This is a genomic window from Lysobacter niastensis, from assembly GCF_031457115.1.
In the GTDB taxonomy this organism is placed as follows: domain Bacteria; phylum Pseudomonadota; class Gammaproteobacteria; order Xanthomonadales; family Xanthomonadaceae; genus Lysobacter_J; species Lysobacter_J niastensis_A.
Genome location: NZ_JAVDVY010000001.1, coordinates 1,998,141 through 2,012,816, shown reverse-complemented (window position 1 = coordinate 2,012,816; position 14,676 = coordinate 1,998,141). Strand labels below are relative to the sequence as shown.

Sequence of the window (14,676 nt, the reverse complement as noted above, 5' to 3'; positions counted from 1 at the left end):
CCGCGTTCCACTCAGCGGCGCTGACGACGTAACAGGACGGGCTCATGCCGCGTCCCTCAAGTCGTCGCGACGCCAGCGGCCTTCGTGCCGGTGGATCGGCATGGCGATGGCCGTCTGCACGAGAAAGGACGCCTCACGTTGTGCCTGGCTGTTGCGGGCCAGACGCGAGGCGCGTGCTACCAGCACGAATAGACCGAGAACGATCACGACGAAACACGCGAGGCCGGCGGCCTCCAGCGTGTGGGCGATCCAAACGAGTCCTTCCACTGCCCTGCCCTCCTAGTCGGGGCCGGGGCTTAGCAGCGCCTAGGAGGGTCGCCGGGGGCCTGCCCCGGCTTGGGTGGCCCCGTAGGCAAACCGCCTACGTGGGGCGCATCGTGTAGGTGTTTTGCCTACGGTGTCAACAAAGAGTAGGTTATTTGCCTACGGATTCCGACAGACGGTCGAGGCATCACATATGAGCTACGCAGCGAAGCTGATCGAACAGGCCCAGAACGCGCACGGCTACACCCTGACGGAACTCGCCCTGGCACTGGGCGTGAAGCATCCAACCATCAGCCAATGGAAATCCGGCCGAGGGTCGCCGATGTCAGAAGATCGCGTAATCGAACTGTGCAAGATCGCCGGCATCAAGGACTACGCGCCGTGGCTGATCGGAGTGCACGCCGAGCACTTGAAGAACCGCGACGCGCGTTCTTCGCTGGAAAAGCTCGCAAAACAGTTAGGGGCGGCGGCAGTGCTCGCCTTCGCCGTGTTCACGCCCCTGCTCAGTAAGGCGGCCCCGGTCAATCTGAACGGTTCGACCCCCTATGCATTATGCGAAATTATAGACAGGGGCTTCATGGCCGCCAGCGTTTCCTGAGGGCACCGCCCTAATTCGCATCGGACGCCATCAACTCGTCTGGCCAATTGGCGATCCTCTCGAATCGAAATCTACGCCTCTCGCAAGCGCCAGCCCGACAGCAGTTAACAAGATGAGACGTACGTTCACCGGCTCCAGCGCAGCATGCACTCTTGGCCGGAACAACTTACGGAGTCGCCACATGGCTATTGACGGAGCCAACGCCGTGATCGCGATGGCTGGGATTGGGGACGCCGCGATCGTAGTCGCCTCCGACACCATGATTTTCAGGGGCGCCGATCCCAGGCAGTGGGATTGCGAACCCAGGGTATCGGCGTCCGCCTGACATGGACCTCTCGGTCGATTGCGTGATCGTCGGTGCCGGCCCGGGCGGTTTGACCGCGGCAACGTATCTGGGGCGCTATCGCCGCAGCACGATCGTCATCGATGGCGGCGCCAGTCGTGCCGGCTGGATTCCTGCCAGTCACAACTGTCCCGGTTTTCCCAGCGGAATCGGTGGAAAGGAACTGCTGTCGCGCCTGCGGCGGCAGGCGGGCGAGTTTGGCGCCTTGCATGAAATCGACCATGTCGTCGCGTTGGGGCGCGACGACGACGCCTTCGTTCTGACCACCGCGCATCGGCGATGGCGGGCGCGCAGCGTCATCCTTGCCACCGGCTGTGCGGATGTGCTGCCCGATTTGCCGGACATCGATGCGGCGGTCGACTGTGGCGCGATCCGGCTGTGTCCGATCTGCGATGGATACGAGGCCATCGATCAGGACATTGCCGTTCATGGAGAAGCCGCGGCCGCTGCGCCGCACGCTCGTTTCATCAGGACGTTTTCCCGCCACGTGACACTCGTGCCGACGGAGCCAGTGCAGGACGAGCACTTGCTGCAGTCGTTGGAGGAAGCCGGTATCGCCGTGACTGCACCATCGACGCAATTGAGGTTCGACGGACGCCATTGCCGGTTCACGTTCGACGGCAAGGAACAGGCATTCGACGTCGTGTATCCCGCATTGGGCGCCCTGCCCCGTTCGGAACTCGCAGTTCAAATGGGGGCCGATTGCGACGAGGAAGGCGGGCTGATCGTCTCGCCCCACCAGATGACGTCAATCGACGGCCTCTACGCCATCGGCGATGTCGTGAGCGCGCTCAACCAGATCTCCGTCGCCACTGGGCACGCTGCGATCGCCGCGACGGCGGTTCATCGCGGACTGGGCGAAAATTTCGCGTGATGGAGTGCGATCCCAGCCCCACCCTGCCCCTGCCGGTGTCGTTGGTGTGACGGAACAGTCGCAAGTTCGAGCCTCAATCCGATACGCTTCCCCCAGCACACGGGCTGGGGACCGCAATGCTCATCTCGAAACCTCGACGTTCAAACCGCGGGGCCATGTTCTGGATCGTTTGCCTGCTGGGCTTGGTCGGAATCGTGGTCGTCGCCATTGCCTTGTTTGGTCGCGACCGGCCGGAACCGATTGCGCCTGCACCGGCTCCCGCGGCACCGGTCGCGCAAGCCGTGACCGAAGACGCATCGATGATCGCCCAGGAACGGCGGCGGCAGGCCTACCTGGCCGAAATCCGCGCTACACGTGAGATGGCCAAGCGCGAACAGCCGCAACGCAAGCCGAATGAAAAGTGCATCGGCGGAGTGCTGTATCTCAAGGATGGCAGCGAGTGGAAGCAGCAAGGCCCGTGTTGATCCGCACCGAGTCAGATCAAGCCGTCAAAGCGCGATGCCACAGCGAGATTCGCTGACTTTCTGGCGGCCTGTTCCCGCCAGGGGCATCTGCGCCACGATGCGCACCGCCATGTATTCGTAGAACGGGTTGTAGCTGAGCCGGCTCAGGCTGTCCTGCGAGACCACCAGCGTGTTGCGTTCGCCGCGCACCGCTATCGTGCCGAACTGGATGACGCGGCGCCCCGACGGGACGTTCCCATAAAGCGGGTCGTTTGCCGGGAACGGCAGTGCGACGTGGGAAAGCGAATACACATCGTTCGGGTAGTTCAATCCGGTGGCCTGTACTTGAAGCGCGTGCGCGCCGGGCAGCCGTGAGCGCGCGACTACCGCCGGGTCGTCGCCCGAAACAGCGCCCACCAAGGTAAGCGTGTAACTGCGTGATGAAGTCTGGAGCGCTTTGCTGGGCAAGCCGGTCGCGGACGAACGCAACATCGGATCCAGGATCCGCTTGCGGTTGACGTCGAACAGCACCAGTTCGCTGCCATTGGCGGGCAACTTGTCGAAAAGGCGGGTCATCACGCCGTCGGCTGTGACCGTGTCGTCGACCACGGACTGGAACGCGAGGACGGGCGGCACTTGGGCCATCCTTCCCTGCCTTGCCACGGTCTCCATGGCAGCTTGCAGATCGGCCGTCACCAGATACGACTCGCGCGCGGCGCGTATCGGGAACGAGTTGTACTTGAAGGGGTTGTATTCCGGCAGGACATCGAGCCAGGCGGACTTGGCGTAGCGGCCGAAGATGGCCGGCAAGCCTGCCAGGCCGGCATAGCGGGCAAAACGGTTGACCTCGACCATCGGCGAAATCAGCACGACACGATCGACATCGCCGGGCAGGCCGCTTTCGATCCGGCGCATGACGTGCAGCATCGCCAATGCCGCGCCATTGGAATATCCCACCAGTTGCACCGGCAGGCAGTCTGCGGAACGGCGTCGGGCCTCGGCCATCGCCATTTCCACGGCCGCCTCCCACTCCTTGCGTCCTTCCCTGGTCAGTCCGGCCGGCACCGTGCCATGCCCGGGCATCCGCGGCACGATCGCGACCAGGCCATGTTGCCGATACAGTTCGGCCAGGCTGCGCATGCTGTAAGGCGAGTCGGTCAGGCCGTGCACCAGCACGGCAACGCCGCTGGCAGCTCCGGAAGGTTCGAGTACGTACGAGCGATTCCAGTCGCGTTCGAAAGCCCCCGGCGAAGCCAGGCTGCCATCGTGGTAGCGATTGAGCGGCGTCCGATCGCTTGGCTCCATCTCGCTTTGCAGGCGCAGATGCAGGCTGTCGAACATGCGCTTTTCAGCCTCGACATAGGCCGGCCAATTGCTTTTTCTGATCGCGTTGGCGCTCAACTCGACCGGCACGATGGTGTGCCACGGACGCAGCGGCGGGCCTTGAGTCGACTGGCAGGCGCGGATGCCCAGCAGCACGAGCACAGCGAGTATCGCCATCGTCGTGAGCTTTTTGATCAACGTGCCGACGTTGGCCACAAGGCGTCGCAGGAAGGGGGGGCGATCCGATGGAGCGTCGGCATTCATGGACGGGTTACTACACAGGTTGCGTGTGAACAGCAATGCCGGCCGCGTCCATCGCGGGGGTAGCCCAAAGGCACGCGAGGTTGACACTATTCCTGTATTCCGGAATATTGGAAATATGGAAACCAAGACTGCCGTCAGCGCCCTGAGCGCCCTGAGCCACGAATCCCGCCTGGCCGCGTTTCGCCGGCTGGTGCAGGCCGGTCCCGACGGACTGTCGGTGGGAGAACTGCGCGAGCGGCTGGATCTGCCCCCGGCCACGCTGACCGCCCATCTCAACGTGCTGCGCGCTGCCGCGCTGGTGCACGACCAGCGCGAAGGCCGGGTCATCCGGGTGCGGGCGAACTACCTGCAGATGAATGCCCTGCTCGCCTACCTTACCGAGAACTGCTGCGAAGGTGCCGCGAGTTGCGACCCCGTGGGCGGGTGCGCGCCGCGCAAGGCAACGGGCTCGTCCTGAGCCTTCTTTGAAGATCCACAGGCTTCGACATTGCGACGCAGCGTCGAGGCAGACAACCGCGAACCGCACCCGCGCCGGATCGCCATTGAATCCCGGATTCCGATGATCACAATGAAACGTGTCCTGTTCGTCTGCGTAGAGAACTCCAACCGCAGCCAGATGGCCGAAGCCTTCGCGCATATCCACGGCGGCGACGGCGTCGAGGCGTTGAGCGCGGGTTCGAAGCCGTCGGGCCAGATCAACCCGAAAGCGGTCCGCTTCATGTCGGAGTTGGGCTACGACCTGAGCACGCACGCCTCCAAATCGCTGGACGAAATCGACGGTGAGTTCGATGCCGTCATCACCATGGGCTGCGGCGATAACTGCCCGTGGGTGCCCGCGAGGTTTCGCGAGGATTGGGGGCTGCCCGATCCCAAGCACATGGACGACGATGGCTATCGCGCCGTGCGCGACGAAATCTCCTCGCGCGTGAAGTCGTTGCTGGCGCAGCTGTGATGGCGCTTGCGCGCAAGCTGATCGCCGAGTTCATCGGCACCGCCCTGCTGCTGGCCACCGTGGTCGGCTCCGGAATCATGGGCGTGATGCTGTCCGGCGGAAACGACGGCATCGCCCTGCTCGCCAACGCGGGTGCCACGGGCGGCGCACTCTACGTGCTGATCGTACTGTTCGGGCCGATCTCGGGCGCGCATTTCAATCCGGCCGTGACGCTGGCGATGCGGCTTCGCGGCGAACTGGGCAATGCCGAAGCCATTGCATACATCGCGGTGCAGATTGTCGCCGCGGTCGCTGGCGTGTTGTTGGCGCATGCCATGTTCGACCTGCCGCTGATCCAGCCGGGCACGCATGCGCGCACCGGCCTGTCGCAATGGATCAGCGAAGCGGTGGCGACCTTCGGCCTGTTGTTGACGATCCTGTTGGGAATCCGCCATCGATCGGCCGCGGTCCCCGTGCTGGTGGCCAGCTACATCTTTGCCGCCTACTGGTTCACGGCCAGCACGTCATTCGCCAATCCCGCGGTCACCCTCGCCCGCTCGCTGACCCAGACCTTCGCCGGTATCCGGCCCGAAGACGTGATCGGTTTCGTGGCGGCGCAGATGGCCGGCATGCTTGCCGGTTGCGGCGTGGCCAGCGTGTTGTCGCCGCCGACGGCGCCCGCGCGGCACGTCGAATCCATCACGGACGAGACGACCGCGGACGAAGCGAAAGGGCAGACGACCTGACGGGACATCGGCCTTCTCTTCAAGGGAACCGGCCCAGCCACTTCAAGGCAACGAACGCGCCGTCATTCCTCGAGCGTGAATCCGACCTTGAGCGTGACCTGCCAGTGGGCCACCTTGCCGTTCTCGACGTGGCCACGCGTATCGATCACGTGGAACCAGCGGATGTCGCGGATGGACTTGGAGGCACGCTCGATCGCACAGCGGATGGCGTCGTCGCTGCCCATCTTGGACGAGCCGGTCAGCTCCAGCGATTTATAGACGTGGTCGGACATGTTCCTGGTCTCCATTGCGGCGGTGTGCGAGCGGCCATGGTGGCACCCGCGTAGTGTCGGGACAGTCAACGGAAGAACCCACGGGAGTCGGTCTCCGGCTGGATCGTCGCGAGCCGGATGAAGTCTGATCCACGGCGCCGGCGCACTCAGTGGAAATCGCGTGATCGGGTGTCCAACGAGCCCAGCAGCTCGCCGTAGTCCTCCAGCCGCTCGGCCACCAGGTGCTGCACGCCGTCCTCGCGCTGGATGCGGCCTTCCACGGCAAGCAGTTGCGACTCCAGCAGCACGCGGCGCTGGCGCTGCGCCACGTGATGCCAGACCACCACGTTGATCGTGCCGTCTTCGTCTTCCAGGGTCAGGAAGATCACGCCGCTGGCGGTCTGTGGCTGCTGGCGCACGCGCACCAGTCCGGCGGCGCGGACGAAGCGCCCGGCGGGCACCCGGTCGAGTTGCGATGAACGCTGGCAGCGACGGGCCGTCAGCGTCTTGCGCAGCATCGACAGCGGATGGCGGCCCAGCGTGGTGCCGGTCAGTGCGTAATCGGCGCGCATGTCCTCGCCCGCCGTGGGCATCGGCAAGGCCACCTGCGCTTCACGCTGCGACGTGACGGCGCCCAGCAGCGGCAACTGCCGCTCGACGCCGCTGATGGCCCAGCGGGCGCGATGGCGATGCCCGACGAGGCCTTTCAGGGCGGCCGCATCCGCCAGCAAGCCTTGCTGGCGGCGATCGAGTCCGGCGCGTTCGCACAGGTCGGCGACATCGGCGAAATCCTGCCGTTGCCGCGCGATGCTGATCCGCTCGGCCGACTGGGTATCGAAACCCTGGATCATGCGCAGGCCGAGGCGGATCGCCGGATCGGCCTGATCCGCCAACCATTCCAACGCGCAATCCCAATCGCTGTAGCGCACGTCCACGGGCAGCACGCGTACGCCATGGCGGCGCACGTCCTGCAGGATCTGGTCGGGCGTGTAGAAGCCCATCGGCCAGCTGTTGATCAGGCTGCAGGCGAACGCGGCCGGTTCGTGGCACTTGAGCCAGCAGGTGACGTAGGTGATCAGCGCGAAGCTGGCGGCGTGCGATTCGGGAAAACCGTAGCTGCCGAAGCCCTTGATCTGCTCGAAGATGCGCTCGGCGAATTCCATCGTATAGCCGTTGCCGGTCATGCGCCCGATGAGTGTTTCGCGATGGCCTTCCAGTCCGCCGTGCCGCTTCCACGCCGCCATCGAGCGGCGCAACTGGTCGGCCTCGCCGGGCGTGTATTTCGCGGCCTGGATCGCCAGCTGCATCACCTGCTCCTGGAACAGCGGCACGCCGAGCGTGCGGGCGAACACGTCTTCCAGCGCTGGCGGATAGTCGAGCGGTTCCAGGCCTTTGCGCCGCCGCAGATAGGGATGGACCATGTCGCCCTGGATCGGACCGGGACGCACGATCGCGACCTCGATCACCAGGTCGTAGAAGTTCTTCGGCTTCAGCCGCGGCAACATGGCCATCTGCGCGCGCGATTCGATCTGGAACACGCCGACGGTATCGGCGCGGCCGATCATCTCGTAGGTGGGGCCGTCGTCGGCGGGAATGTCGGCCATGGTCATCTCGCGGCGGCCGTGCCCGCGCAGCACGTCCAGTGTCTTGCGCACGGCGGTCAGCATGCCCAGTGCCAGGCAGTCGACTTTCGACACGCCCATGACATCCAGGTCGTCCTTGTCCCACTGGATGACGGTGCGGTCGTCCATCGCAGCGTTCTCCACCGGCACCAGCGTGTGCAGCGGACGTTCGGAGATCACGAAGCCGCCCGGATGCTGGGACAGATGTCGCGGGAAGCCGATCAGCTCGGCGGTCAGGTGCAGCACCTGGCGCATCACCGGCGATTCCGGATCGAAGCCGCGTTCGCGCAGGTATTCGGGCATCGGCAATTCGCCGCTCCAGCGTTCCATGGTCTGTGCCAGTTCGTTGACCTGGTCGGGCGGCAGGCCCAAGGCCTTGGCGACGTCGCGGATAGCGCTCTTGCCGCGATAACTGATCGCTACCGACACCAGCGCGGCGCGTTCGCGGCCATAGCGGTTGAACACGTACTGCAGGACTTCCTCACGGCGTTCGTGCTCGAAGTCGATGTCGATGTCCGGCGGTTCGTTGCGCTCCCTGGACAGGAACCGCTCGAACAGCATGTTCATGCGGTTCGGATCCAGTTCGGTCACACCCAGCGCATAGCACACCGCCGAATTGGCCGCCGATCCCCTGCCCTGGCACAGGATCTCCTGGCTGCGGGCGTAGCGCACGATGTCGTGAACGGTCAGGAAGTAGGACTCGTAATCGAGTTCCGCGATCAGCGCCAGTTCGTGCTCGATCTGGATCCTGGCCTTGTCCGGCACGCCTTCGGGCCAGCGCCAGCGGGCGCCCTCCTCGGTCAGATGGCGCAACCACGTGGCCGGTGTTTCGCCGGACGGCACCAGCTCATGCGGGTAGAGGTATCGGATCTGCTTCATGTCGAAACGGCAGCGCTCGGCGATGCGCACCGTTTCGGCCAGCAGGTCGGCGGGATAGATCGCCGACAACGCACGTCGCGTGCGCAGGTGGCGCTCGCCATTGGGAAACAGCCAGGCCCCCGCCTCGGCCACCGGCGTGCGGCGGCGGATCGCGGTCAGCGTGTCCTGCAGGCGCCGGCGCGCACGCACGTGCATGTGCACGTCGCCGGCCGCCACCAGCGGCAGCGCATGCGCGCGCCCCACCTCGCGCATCGCTTGCAGGCGCGCATGATCGTCCGGACTGTGATGCAACCCGACGGCGATCCACAACCGCTGCGCAAAGACTGACTTGAGCCAGGCCACATGCTGGTCATCGCCCGGATCATCAGGAACCCACAGGGTCAGCAACCCGTCGGGAAGCTCGTGCAGGTCCTCGCGCAGCAGCCGGTACTCGCCCTTCCCTGCCCGGCGACGGGCAACGGTGATCAAGCGGCATAGCGCGGCATAAGCCTCCAGGTCCGTGACCAGCAGCACCAGCTTGGGACCATCGACGATGCGCATCTCGCTGCCGACGATCAGCGGCAGCTCGAACTTCTTGGCGGCCTCGAAGGCGCGGACGATGCCGGCCAGCGAGCATTCGTCGGTGATCGCCAGCGCCCGATAGCCCTGCGCCTTGGCACGCTCGAACAGTTCCTCCGCGACCGAGGCGCCGCGCTGGAAGCTGAAAGCCGACAGGCAGTGCAGCTCCGCGTAGTCCGGCAACGTGCTCATGCGAACCATCCGTGCAGCATGTACGGCCCGCGCTCGCCAGCGACGCAATAAGCCCAGGCCCGCTGTCCGCTGGAGGTTTCCACCAGGTAGTAGTCGCGGCGCACTTCCTCGCCATCCCACCAGCCCGATTCGATGCGCTCGGGGCCTGCCAGCACCTTCAGCGTGTGATCGCGCAACGGCATGGGCCGGGACAGCAGCCAGCCCGGACGCGGCAACGCGGATGGCGGCGATGGTCGCTCGCGTTCGTTGCTTTCGCCCCAGGCGCGTTCCGGCCGATGGTCCGCGCGCACGGCCAGTCCGTGCACGGCATCGTCGCCCAGGCGGGCGCGCAGCCGCTCGCGCAGTTGCGTCCACGGCACCGCCTGCTGCGAGCGCGCATCGAACAGGTCGCGGCTGGCCGGGACGAACGGCGGCAGCTCGCGTGCGACCAGGCGCAGGCCGCGTACCGGCGCCGGTACCTGCGCTTGTTCCAGGCGCCCGCGGCCGAGTTCGAACAGCATGGCCGGGGCACGCTCGGGTGTGAGCAGGCCGACGCAGACTTCGCTGTCGGCACAGCGTTCGTGCTCGAGCACCAGCGTGTAGCGCTGCACGCCGCCATCGCGGCCGGCGAGGAACGCCGCCAGGTCGGTCGTCAGTCGTCGCAACGGAAACAGCAGCGCCTGGTTAGATTCGACCTCGTGATCGAATTCGATGCGCTGGTCGAACACATCCGCCGGACGGTAATAGCGCAACGGCGGCGAGAAGTCGCCGCGCAGCGCGTCCAGGTGCGGCAGCACGGTCTTGGCGAAGCGGCGGGTGATGCTGTCGCGCGGCAGTGTGAACACCTGGCGCAACTGGCGCAGGCCCATGCGGGACAGCGCCTGGGCCGTATCGCGATCCAGTCCGGCCCGCTCGATCGGAATCTGCCCCAGCCCCGTCAGCAACGTCTCGTCGCTCAGCCCGATGCCATCGTGGACATTGGCCAGCACGCGCGCAGCGTGCGGATTGGGCGCGGCCACCAGGCGATGACGGAAGCCGAGTTCGCGCAGTTCCTCGCGCATCTGCGCTTCCAGTCGTGGCCACGGACCGAACAGCTTCAGGCTGCGGCCGATCTCCAGCACGATCGCATGCGGGAAATCGGTGCTGACCTGCGAGCTGAAACGGTAGGACCAGCTGGCGAGGAATTCGCGCCAGCGTGCCGCCGCATCGGGGTCGTATTGGACAGTGATGAAACCGGTGCTGATGGCCTGTGCCGCCGCGAGGGACTGCCCCGGGCGCAGACCGAGCGCACGCGCCGATGGATTGACCGAGTGCAGCACGCGGCGCTGCACCGGCCCGGAAATCAGCGCCAGTGGCTGCTCGGGCGCCTGGTGCCCGCGGAGGACTCCGTCGAGCGCCAGATGCGGCAGCAGCAGGCAAACCCAGCGCACGGCCCTACCTCAAGCACGCCGTTGCGGCAGCGCTATGGGCCGCGCCGGCGCCAGCCCACCACGGCACTTGAGCACGCGCAACTGTTGCGGGTTGGTTTCGATGGCGACGCGCAGCGCGGCCGGCGACGGATTGCGCGCGGCCTGGCTCGGACGGAAGCCGAAGGCCAGGCAGTGTCCCGTTTCGGCGGCCACCTGCAGGCGTCGCAATGCGCGGTCGTCGGCCTGCAGCGGCCAGCACAGCACCGCAGCGCACGCGCCCGAACGCAGGCACTGCTCGGCCGCCCACAGCGCATCGCGCGTACTCGCCTGGATGACCTGCAACTGCGACAGGCGCACGCCCGCCCGTTGCCATGCAGGTGCAAACGGCACGTAGGGCGGCGCGACCACCGCAATCACGCCATCGTCCTGCGACAGTCGCGCCAGCGTCGGCCAGAGCAACTGCAATTCGCCCACGCCGTCGGCCGGGATCAGCAGTTCGGTCAACGCGGCGTCGGGCCAGCCGCCCATGGGCAGCGCCTCATCCAGTGCCGCCAGCCCGGTCGGTTGCGGACTGGACGTCGGCAGCGCCTGCGGCTGCCCTTTCCAGACCCTTCGCTGGTCCAGCAAGGCATCGATCGCGACGACGGCACCCATCTCAACCCCGTCGTACCAGTCCGCAGAAGATCCCTTCTATGGCGAAATCCTGCCCGGGCCGCACCTCGATCGGGGCGTGCGCGGGATTGCGCGGCAGCAGGCGGATCCCGCGCAGCCCACGCTCCAGCCGCTTGATCGTGATTTCCTCGTCGATGCGCGCCACCACGGTCTGGCCATCGCGCGCTTCGCTGCTGCGGTGCACGCCTACCAGGTCGCCGTCGAGGATGCCGTCGTCGATCATCGAATCGCCCTGCACTTTCAGCAGGTAATCCGGCGGCAGCGAGAACAGGCGGCGGTCCAGTTGCAGTTCCTGTTCGATGCCGATGTCGGCGCCGATCGGCAGGCCCGCGGCCACCCTGCCCAGCACCGGCAACGTCACGACGTCCTGGCGCGTGCGGCCCGGCAAGCGGATACCGCGCTTCTGGTTCGGCGACAGTTCGATCAGCCCGGCTTCCGACAGGGCCTGCACGTGCTTCTGTGCGGCGTTGCGCGAGGCGAAGCCGAAGGCCTCGGCGATCTCGGCCAGGCTGGGCGAATGGCCCTGCCCCTCGATCCGCTCACGGATGAAAGCCAGTACGGCGGCGCGTTTGGATGGCAGGTCTGACATGGTGTACATTTGTACACCCAGCGGACGCGATTCGCCAGCCCCAAAGGAAAGGCCGACGGCTTCCCCCGCCGGCCCTGATGCAACGCGAGGTTTACTTCGCCGGAGCGCTACCCGGCGGGAACGCTTCGAACATCTTGGTGATGCCCGCCTGGGCGATGGCATTGGCCTTTTCCGGCGAGCTTGGAATGGTGTCGGACGCCGTGCCGCGCCAGATCGCCTTCTTGGTCTTGGTGTCGAACATGTCCACCACCAGGGTGCCGACCTTGTACGTGCGCACAGTCGTCGATGCCGAGCCCATGCCACCCATCCCATACCAGCCCCAGCCGCCCCAGCCCGGGCCGCTGTAGAAGGTGTCGATGTCGTGGCGCTGCTCGGTAGCCACGTGCGCGGCAACGCCGACATCGCCATTGGGTGCCTGGGTCCAGCCCTTGGCCTGCAATTGCGCGTCGACGGCGGCGATGATGCGCTCCTGCGCCAGGGGCGAAACGCCTTCCGGTTTGGCCAGCCAGGAATAAGTCCGGTACTGGGAGAACTGCGCGCTCGGATCGGAATCGGTGTGGACCGTCGGCGAACTGGCGCAGGCCGCCAGCATCGTCAATAGCGCGACGCCTAGTGCAAGAGACTTCATGGCTGTCCTCCCTGGAGGTGATGTAGTAAATGCCCGGATGGAGAGAATCCGTTCGACTGCAAACGGATTGCGGTCTTTCAAGTGGCCGCTCCTCCGGGACGCGCTCCGCAGCGGCGAGTGACGCCCTCGAAGAACGCGCAACGCGCTATGAAATAGACTCCGCTCGCGTGAAATACGCGTGAAGCGTCCACCGCCTCAAAGTCAGGCTGCAAACGCCATCCGCCTAGAACGAGATCGGCACCCGCGCGGTCAACGTCAGGTCCGGCGTGTCGCGCGTCAGCCCGGCACCCAGCGCCACGTTGAGCGAGACCTTCTCGTTGAAGCGGTAAGTCCCTCCAAGCAGCAGCGTCCCCAGCGTGAGCCGCACCGCACCGGGTGCCTCCTGTCCGTTCTGCTCCGCCGGCGCGATGACACTCTGGTCGTAGCCGATGCTGATCGAGGCCTGCTCGTTGAGCGCCAGGCCCAGGCCGATGTTCAGTCCCCAGATGTCGCCCGCCTGCACGTCGCCCAGTTGCTCCTGCGCGCCGTTCAACAACGTCCGCGAGACGTTGCTGCGCTCGAAGTTGTAGAGATAGCTGAAGCTGCCGAAGAAGACGACGGGGTCCGATGGATACAGCCAGGTCACGCCCGTCTGCAGCGATTCGAAGCCGGTACCGGTGGGCAGTTCCACCGGCAGACCGGTGCCCGTGGTGTTGGCGACGCAACGCGTCACGCAGTCGGTGACGACTTCGAACAGATCCTTGCCGGTGCGACTCTTGTAGCGCAGCCAGCCTATGTAGAAGGCCTTGTCGGGTCCGCCCCGGTTGAGCTGATAGCGCGCGGTGGCCTCCACATCGCCCAGCCCGTTGCCATCGGCGTTGAATACATTGTCGACCGCGGTGCCGGTGAAGATCTCGCGGCTGACGGTGTCGCTGTTGATGTAGACGTACGGCACCTTGGCCTCGAGTTCGAAGCGGTTGGTGAAACCGTAACGGCCCGTCATCGTCAGGATGCCGGAAGTGGTCTTTACCTGGCGCACGTCGATCAGGCCGATCAGCAGCGCGGGAATGATGGTGAAACCGACCAGCGCGACGCGGTCGTTGGACAAATATCCGTATTGCAGCGACGGCTCGAAGATGAACTGTCCCTTCGGCGTCAGCACACCCGGTTGTTCGAATATCTGCGCGACTTCCGGCGGCCGTGATGCTTCTGCCGGCGCCTGGCCCACCGGTTGTCGCGGCGCCTGGTCCTGCTGCGCAAGATTCTGCACGACCGACGGCGCGGCCTGCTGCGCCACCGATGGCGTGACGCTTACCGCCGGTGCGCCAGCACCACGGGCCGCGTCCAGTCGCTCATCGTTCAACGCCTGTTGCAGTTGCTCGACGTTCTGCTCCTGCTGGGCCAAGGCCTGGCGCAGTTCGTCCAGGCGCCTGGTCTGCTCATTGATCTCGCGCTGCAGGTTGTCGAGTCGTGATGTGTCGGCCGTTGACGCCTGAGCCTGATCCTGGGCATGGACCAGGCCGGCCACGGCAAGCCAAAGACAGGGAACCAGAGCCAGGGGACGTGTCATCGGCAGTGCGTTCATGCGGTGTCCTTGGGGAGAACGGCCTGCGATGCGAGTTCAGGGCAGTTTCGTGGCGTTGACGAGAGCGTCACGCAGCGCGGCCTGTGCATTCATGTCCTGGAAAGCGCCGAGCGTATCGACTCCGATGTTCAACGTCGTGATGGCGCGGATGTCCTGGCCGTCGAGGCTGTTCTGGATCACCACGCCCTGGAGACTGCCGGCCGGCTCGAAATGATTGCCCGGGCCGATCTGGATGAGCATTCCCTCGTTGAAGCGCGCCAGTTCCGTGGCCTGGTCGGCAGTCATCCGCGCGACATCGGGGATGTGCACGCGCGTGGTAGCCAGGAGTTCGCCATTGACCTGCACGACGCGCTCGATGCCGAACGACAGCGTCATGCCTGAGGTGGTCTGGAAGCCGCCACGCATGGTGTCCAGGCGGGCGGGATCCACCGGCCTCCATTCCGGCCCCAGACCCGAAAGCTGCTGTCCCGCTCCGGTGGCCGGCGAAAAGACTCCCGCCAGCAGAAGCGTCACGACGATCAGCGTTCGCGGCGTGTCCATGCACTCG

Annotated in this window: 16 protein-coding genes; 6 read left to right on the top strand and 10 right to left on the bottom strand. The window is 65.7% G+C overall.

The features are described 5' to 3' along the window. Nucleotides 1-42 precede the first annotated feature (42 nt). A complete protein-coding gene (locus J2X06_RS09110; RefSeq protein ID WP_310061104.1) occupies nt 43-267 on the bottom strand; it encodes a hypothetical protein in 225 nt (74 codons plus the stop codon). A gap of 190 nt (nt 268-457) precedes the next feature. Between J2X06_RS09110 and J2X06_RS09105 the strand changes: the two genes are divergently transcribed. From J2X06_RS09105 to J2X06_RS09095, 3 genes are all read left to right on the top strand, one after another. Beyond that, the gene (locus J2X06_RS09105; RefSeq protein WP_310061102.1) at nt 458-862 is read left to right on the top strand and encodes a helix-turn-helix transcriptional regulator; all 405 of its coding nucleotides are present in this window, start codon (nt 458-460) and stop codon (nt 860-862) included. 326 nt (nt 863-1,188) lie between these two features. Beyond that, on the top strand, nt 1,189-2,079 hold the full coding sequence (locus J2X06_RS09100) for an NAD(P)/FAD-dependent oxidoreductase (RefSeq protein WP_310061099.1): 891 nt from the start codon (nt 1,189-1,191) through the stop codon (nt 2,077-2,079). Between the two features lie 116 nt (nt 2,080-2,195). After that, the gene (locus J2X06_RS09095; RefSeq protein WP_310061096.1) at nt 2,196-2,543 is read left to right on the top strand and encodes a hypothetical protein; all 348 of its coding nucleotides are present in this window, start codon (nt 2,196-2,198) and stop codon (nt 2,541-2,543) included. Nucleotides 2,544-2,567: 24 nt separating this feature from the next. Here J2X06_RS09095 and J2X06_RS09090 read toward each other — a convergent pair whose 3' ends face one another. Beyond that, the gene (locus J2X06_RS09090) at nt 2,568-4,022 is read right to left on the bottom strand and encodes an alpha/beta hydrolase (RefSeq protein WP_310061094.1); all 1,455 of its coding nucleotides are present in this window, start codon (nt 4,020-4,022) and stop codon (nt 2,568-2,570) included. Nucleotides 4,023-4,224: 202 nt separating this feature from the next. Between J2X06_RS09090 and J2X06_RS09085 the strand changes: the two genes are divergently transcribed. The 3 genes from J2X06_RS09085 to J2X06_RS09075 all read left to right on the top strand — a co-directional run bounded on the left by J2X06_RS09085 (nt 4,225) and on the right by J2X06_RS09075 (nt 5,786). Next, the gene (locus J2X06_RS09085) at nt 4,225-4,566 is read left to right on the top strand and encodes an ArsR/SmtB family transcription factor (RefSeq protein ID WP_310061091.1); all 342 of its coding nucleotides are present in this window, start codon (nt 4,225-4,227) and stop codon (nt 4,564-4,566) included. A gap of 111 nt (nt 4,567-4,677) precedes the next feature. Beyond that, nucleotides 4,678-5,061, top strand: coding sequence for an arsenate reductase ArsC (locus tag J2X06_RS09080; protein ID WP_310061088.1), 384 nt, complete (start codon nt 4,678-4,680; stop codon nt 5,059-5,061). After that, nucleotides 5,061-5,786 carry an MIP/aquaporin family protein gene (locus J2X06_RS09075; protein ID WP_310061085.1) on the top strand — a complete coding sequence of 242 codons (726 nt, stop codon included), beginning with the start codon at nt 5,061-5,063 and terminating at the stop codon, nt 5,784-5,786. The genes J2X06_RS09080 and J2X06_RS09075 overlap by 1 nt, the downstream gene beginning before the upstream one ends. Before the next feature lie 62 nt (nt 5,787-5,848). On the opposite strand, the gene J2X06_RS09070 is transcribed toward J2X06_RS09075, so the two are convergent. The 8 genes from J2X06_RS09070 to J2X06_RS09035 form a co-directional block, all read right to left on the bottom strand. Further along, nucleotides 5,849-6,058, bottom strand: a complete 210-nt coding sequence (locus J2X06_RS09070) for a dodecin (protein WP_310061081.1) — start codon at nt 6,056-6,058, stop codon at nt 5,849-5,851. A gap of 146 nt (nt 6,059-6,204) precedes the next feature. Then, nucleotides 6,205-9,297, bottom strand: coding sequence for an error-prone DNA polymerase (locus J2X06_RS09065; protein ID WP_430539527.1), 3,093 nt, complete (start codon nt 9,295-9,297; stop codon nt 6,205-6,207). Further along, the gene (locus J2X06_RS09060; protein ID WP_310061076.1) at nt 9,285-10,697 is read right to left on the bottom strand and encodes a Y-family DNA polymerase; all 1,413 of its coding nucleotides are present in this window, start codon (nt 10,695-10,697) and stop codon (nt 9,285-9,287) included. Before J2X06_RS09060 ends, J2X06_RS09065 begins: the two co-directional genes overlap by 13 nt. 9 nt (nt 10,698-10,706) lie before the next feature. Continuing rightward, nucleotides 10,707-11,330, bottom strand: coding sequence for a translesion DNA synthesis-associated protein ImuA (gene imuA / locus J2X06_RS09055; RefSeq protein ID WP_310061073.1), 624 nt, complete (start codon nt 11,328-11,330; stop codon nt 10,707-10,709). Nucleotide 11,331: 1 nt separating this feature from the next. Continuing rightward, the gene (gene lexA, locus J2X06_RS09050; protein ID WP_310061334.1) at nt 11,332-11,937 is read right to left on the bottom strand and encodes a transcriptional repressor LexA; all 606 of its coding nucleotides are present in this window, start codon (nt 11,935-11,937) and stop codon (nt 11,332-11,334) included. Nucleotides 11,938-12,028: 91 nt separating this feature from the next. Then, nucleotides 12,029-12,565: a DUF4136 domain-containing protein gene (locus J2X06_RS09045; RefSeq protein WP_310061070.1), complete on the bottom strand. Its 537-nt coding sequence runs from the start codon at nt 12,563-12,565 to the stop codon at nt 12,029-12,031. 223 nt (nt 12,566-12,788) lie between these two features. Then, nucleotides 12,789-14,129 (bottom strand): acetate kinase, encoded by a 1,341-nt coding sequence (locus J2X06_RS09040; RefSeq protein ID WP_310061068.1) that lies wholly within the window; start codon nt 14,127-14,129, stop codon nt 12,789-12,791. A 36-nt stretch (nt 14,130-14,165) separates the two neighbouring features. Then, on the bottom strand, nt 14,166-14,669 hold the full coding sequence (locus J2X06_RS09035; RefSeq protein ID WP_310061065.1) for a hypothetical protein: 504 nt from the start codon (nt 14,667-14,669) through the stop codon (nt 14,166-14,168). Nucleotides 14,670-14,676: the final 7 nt, after the last annotated feature.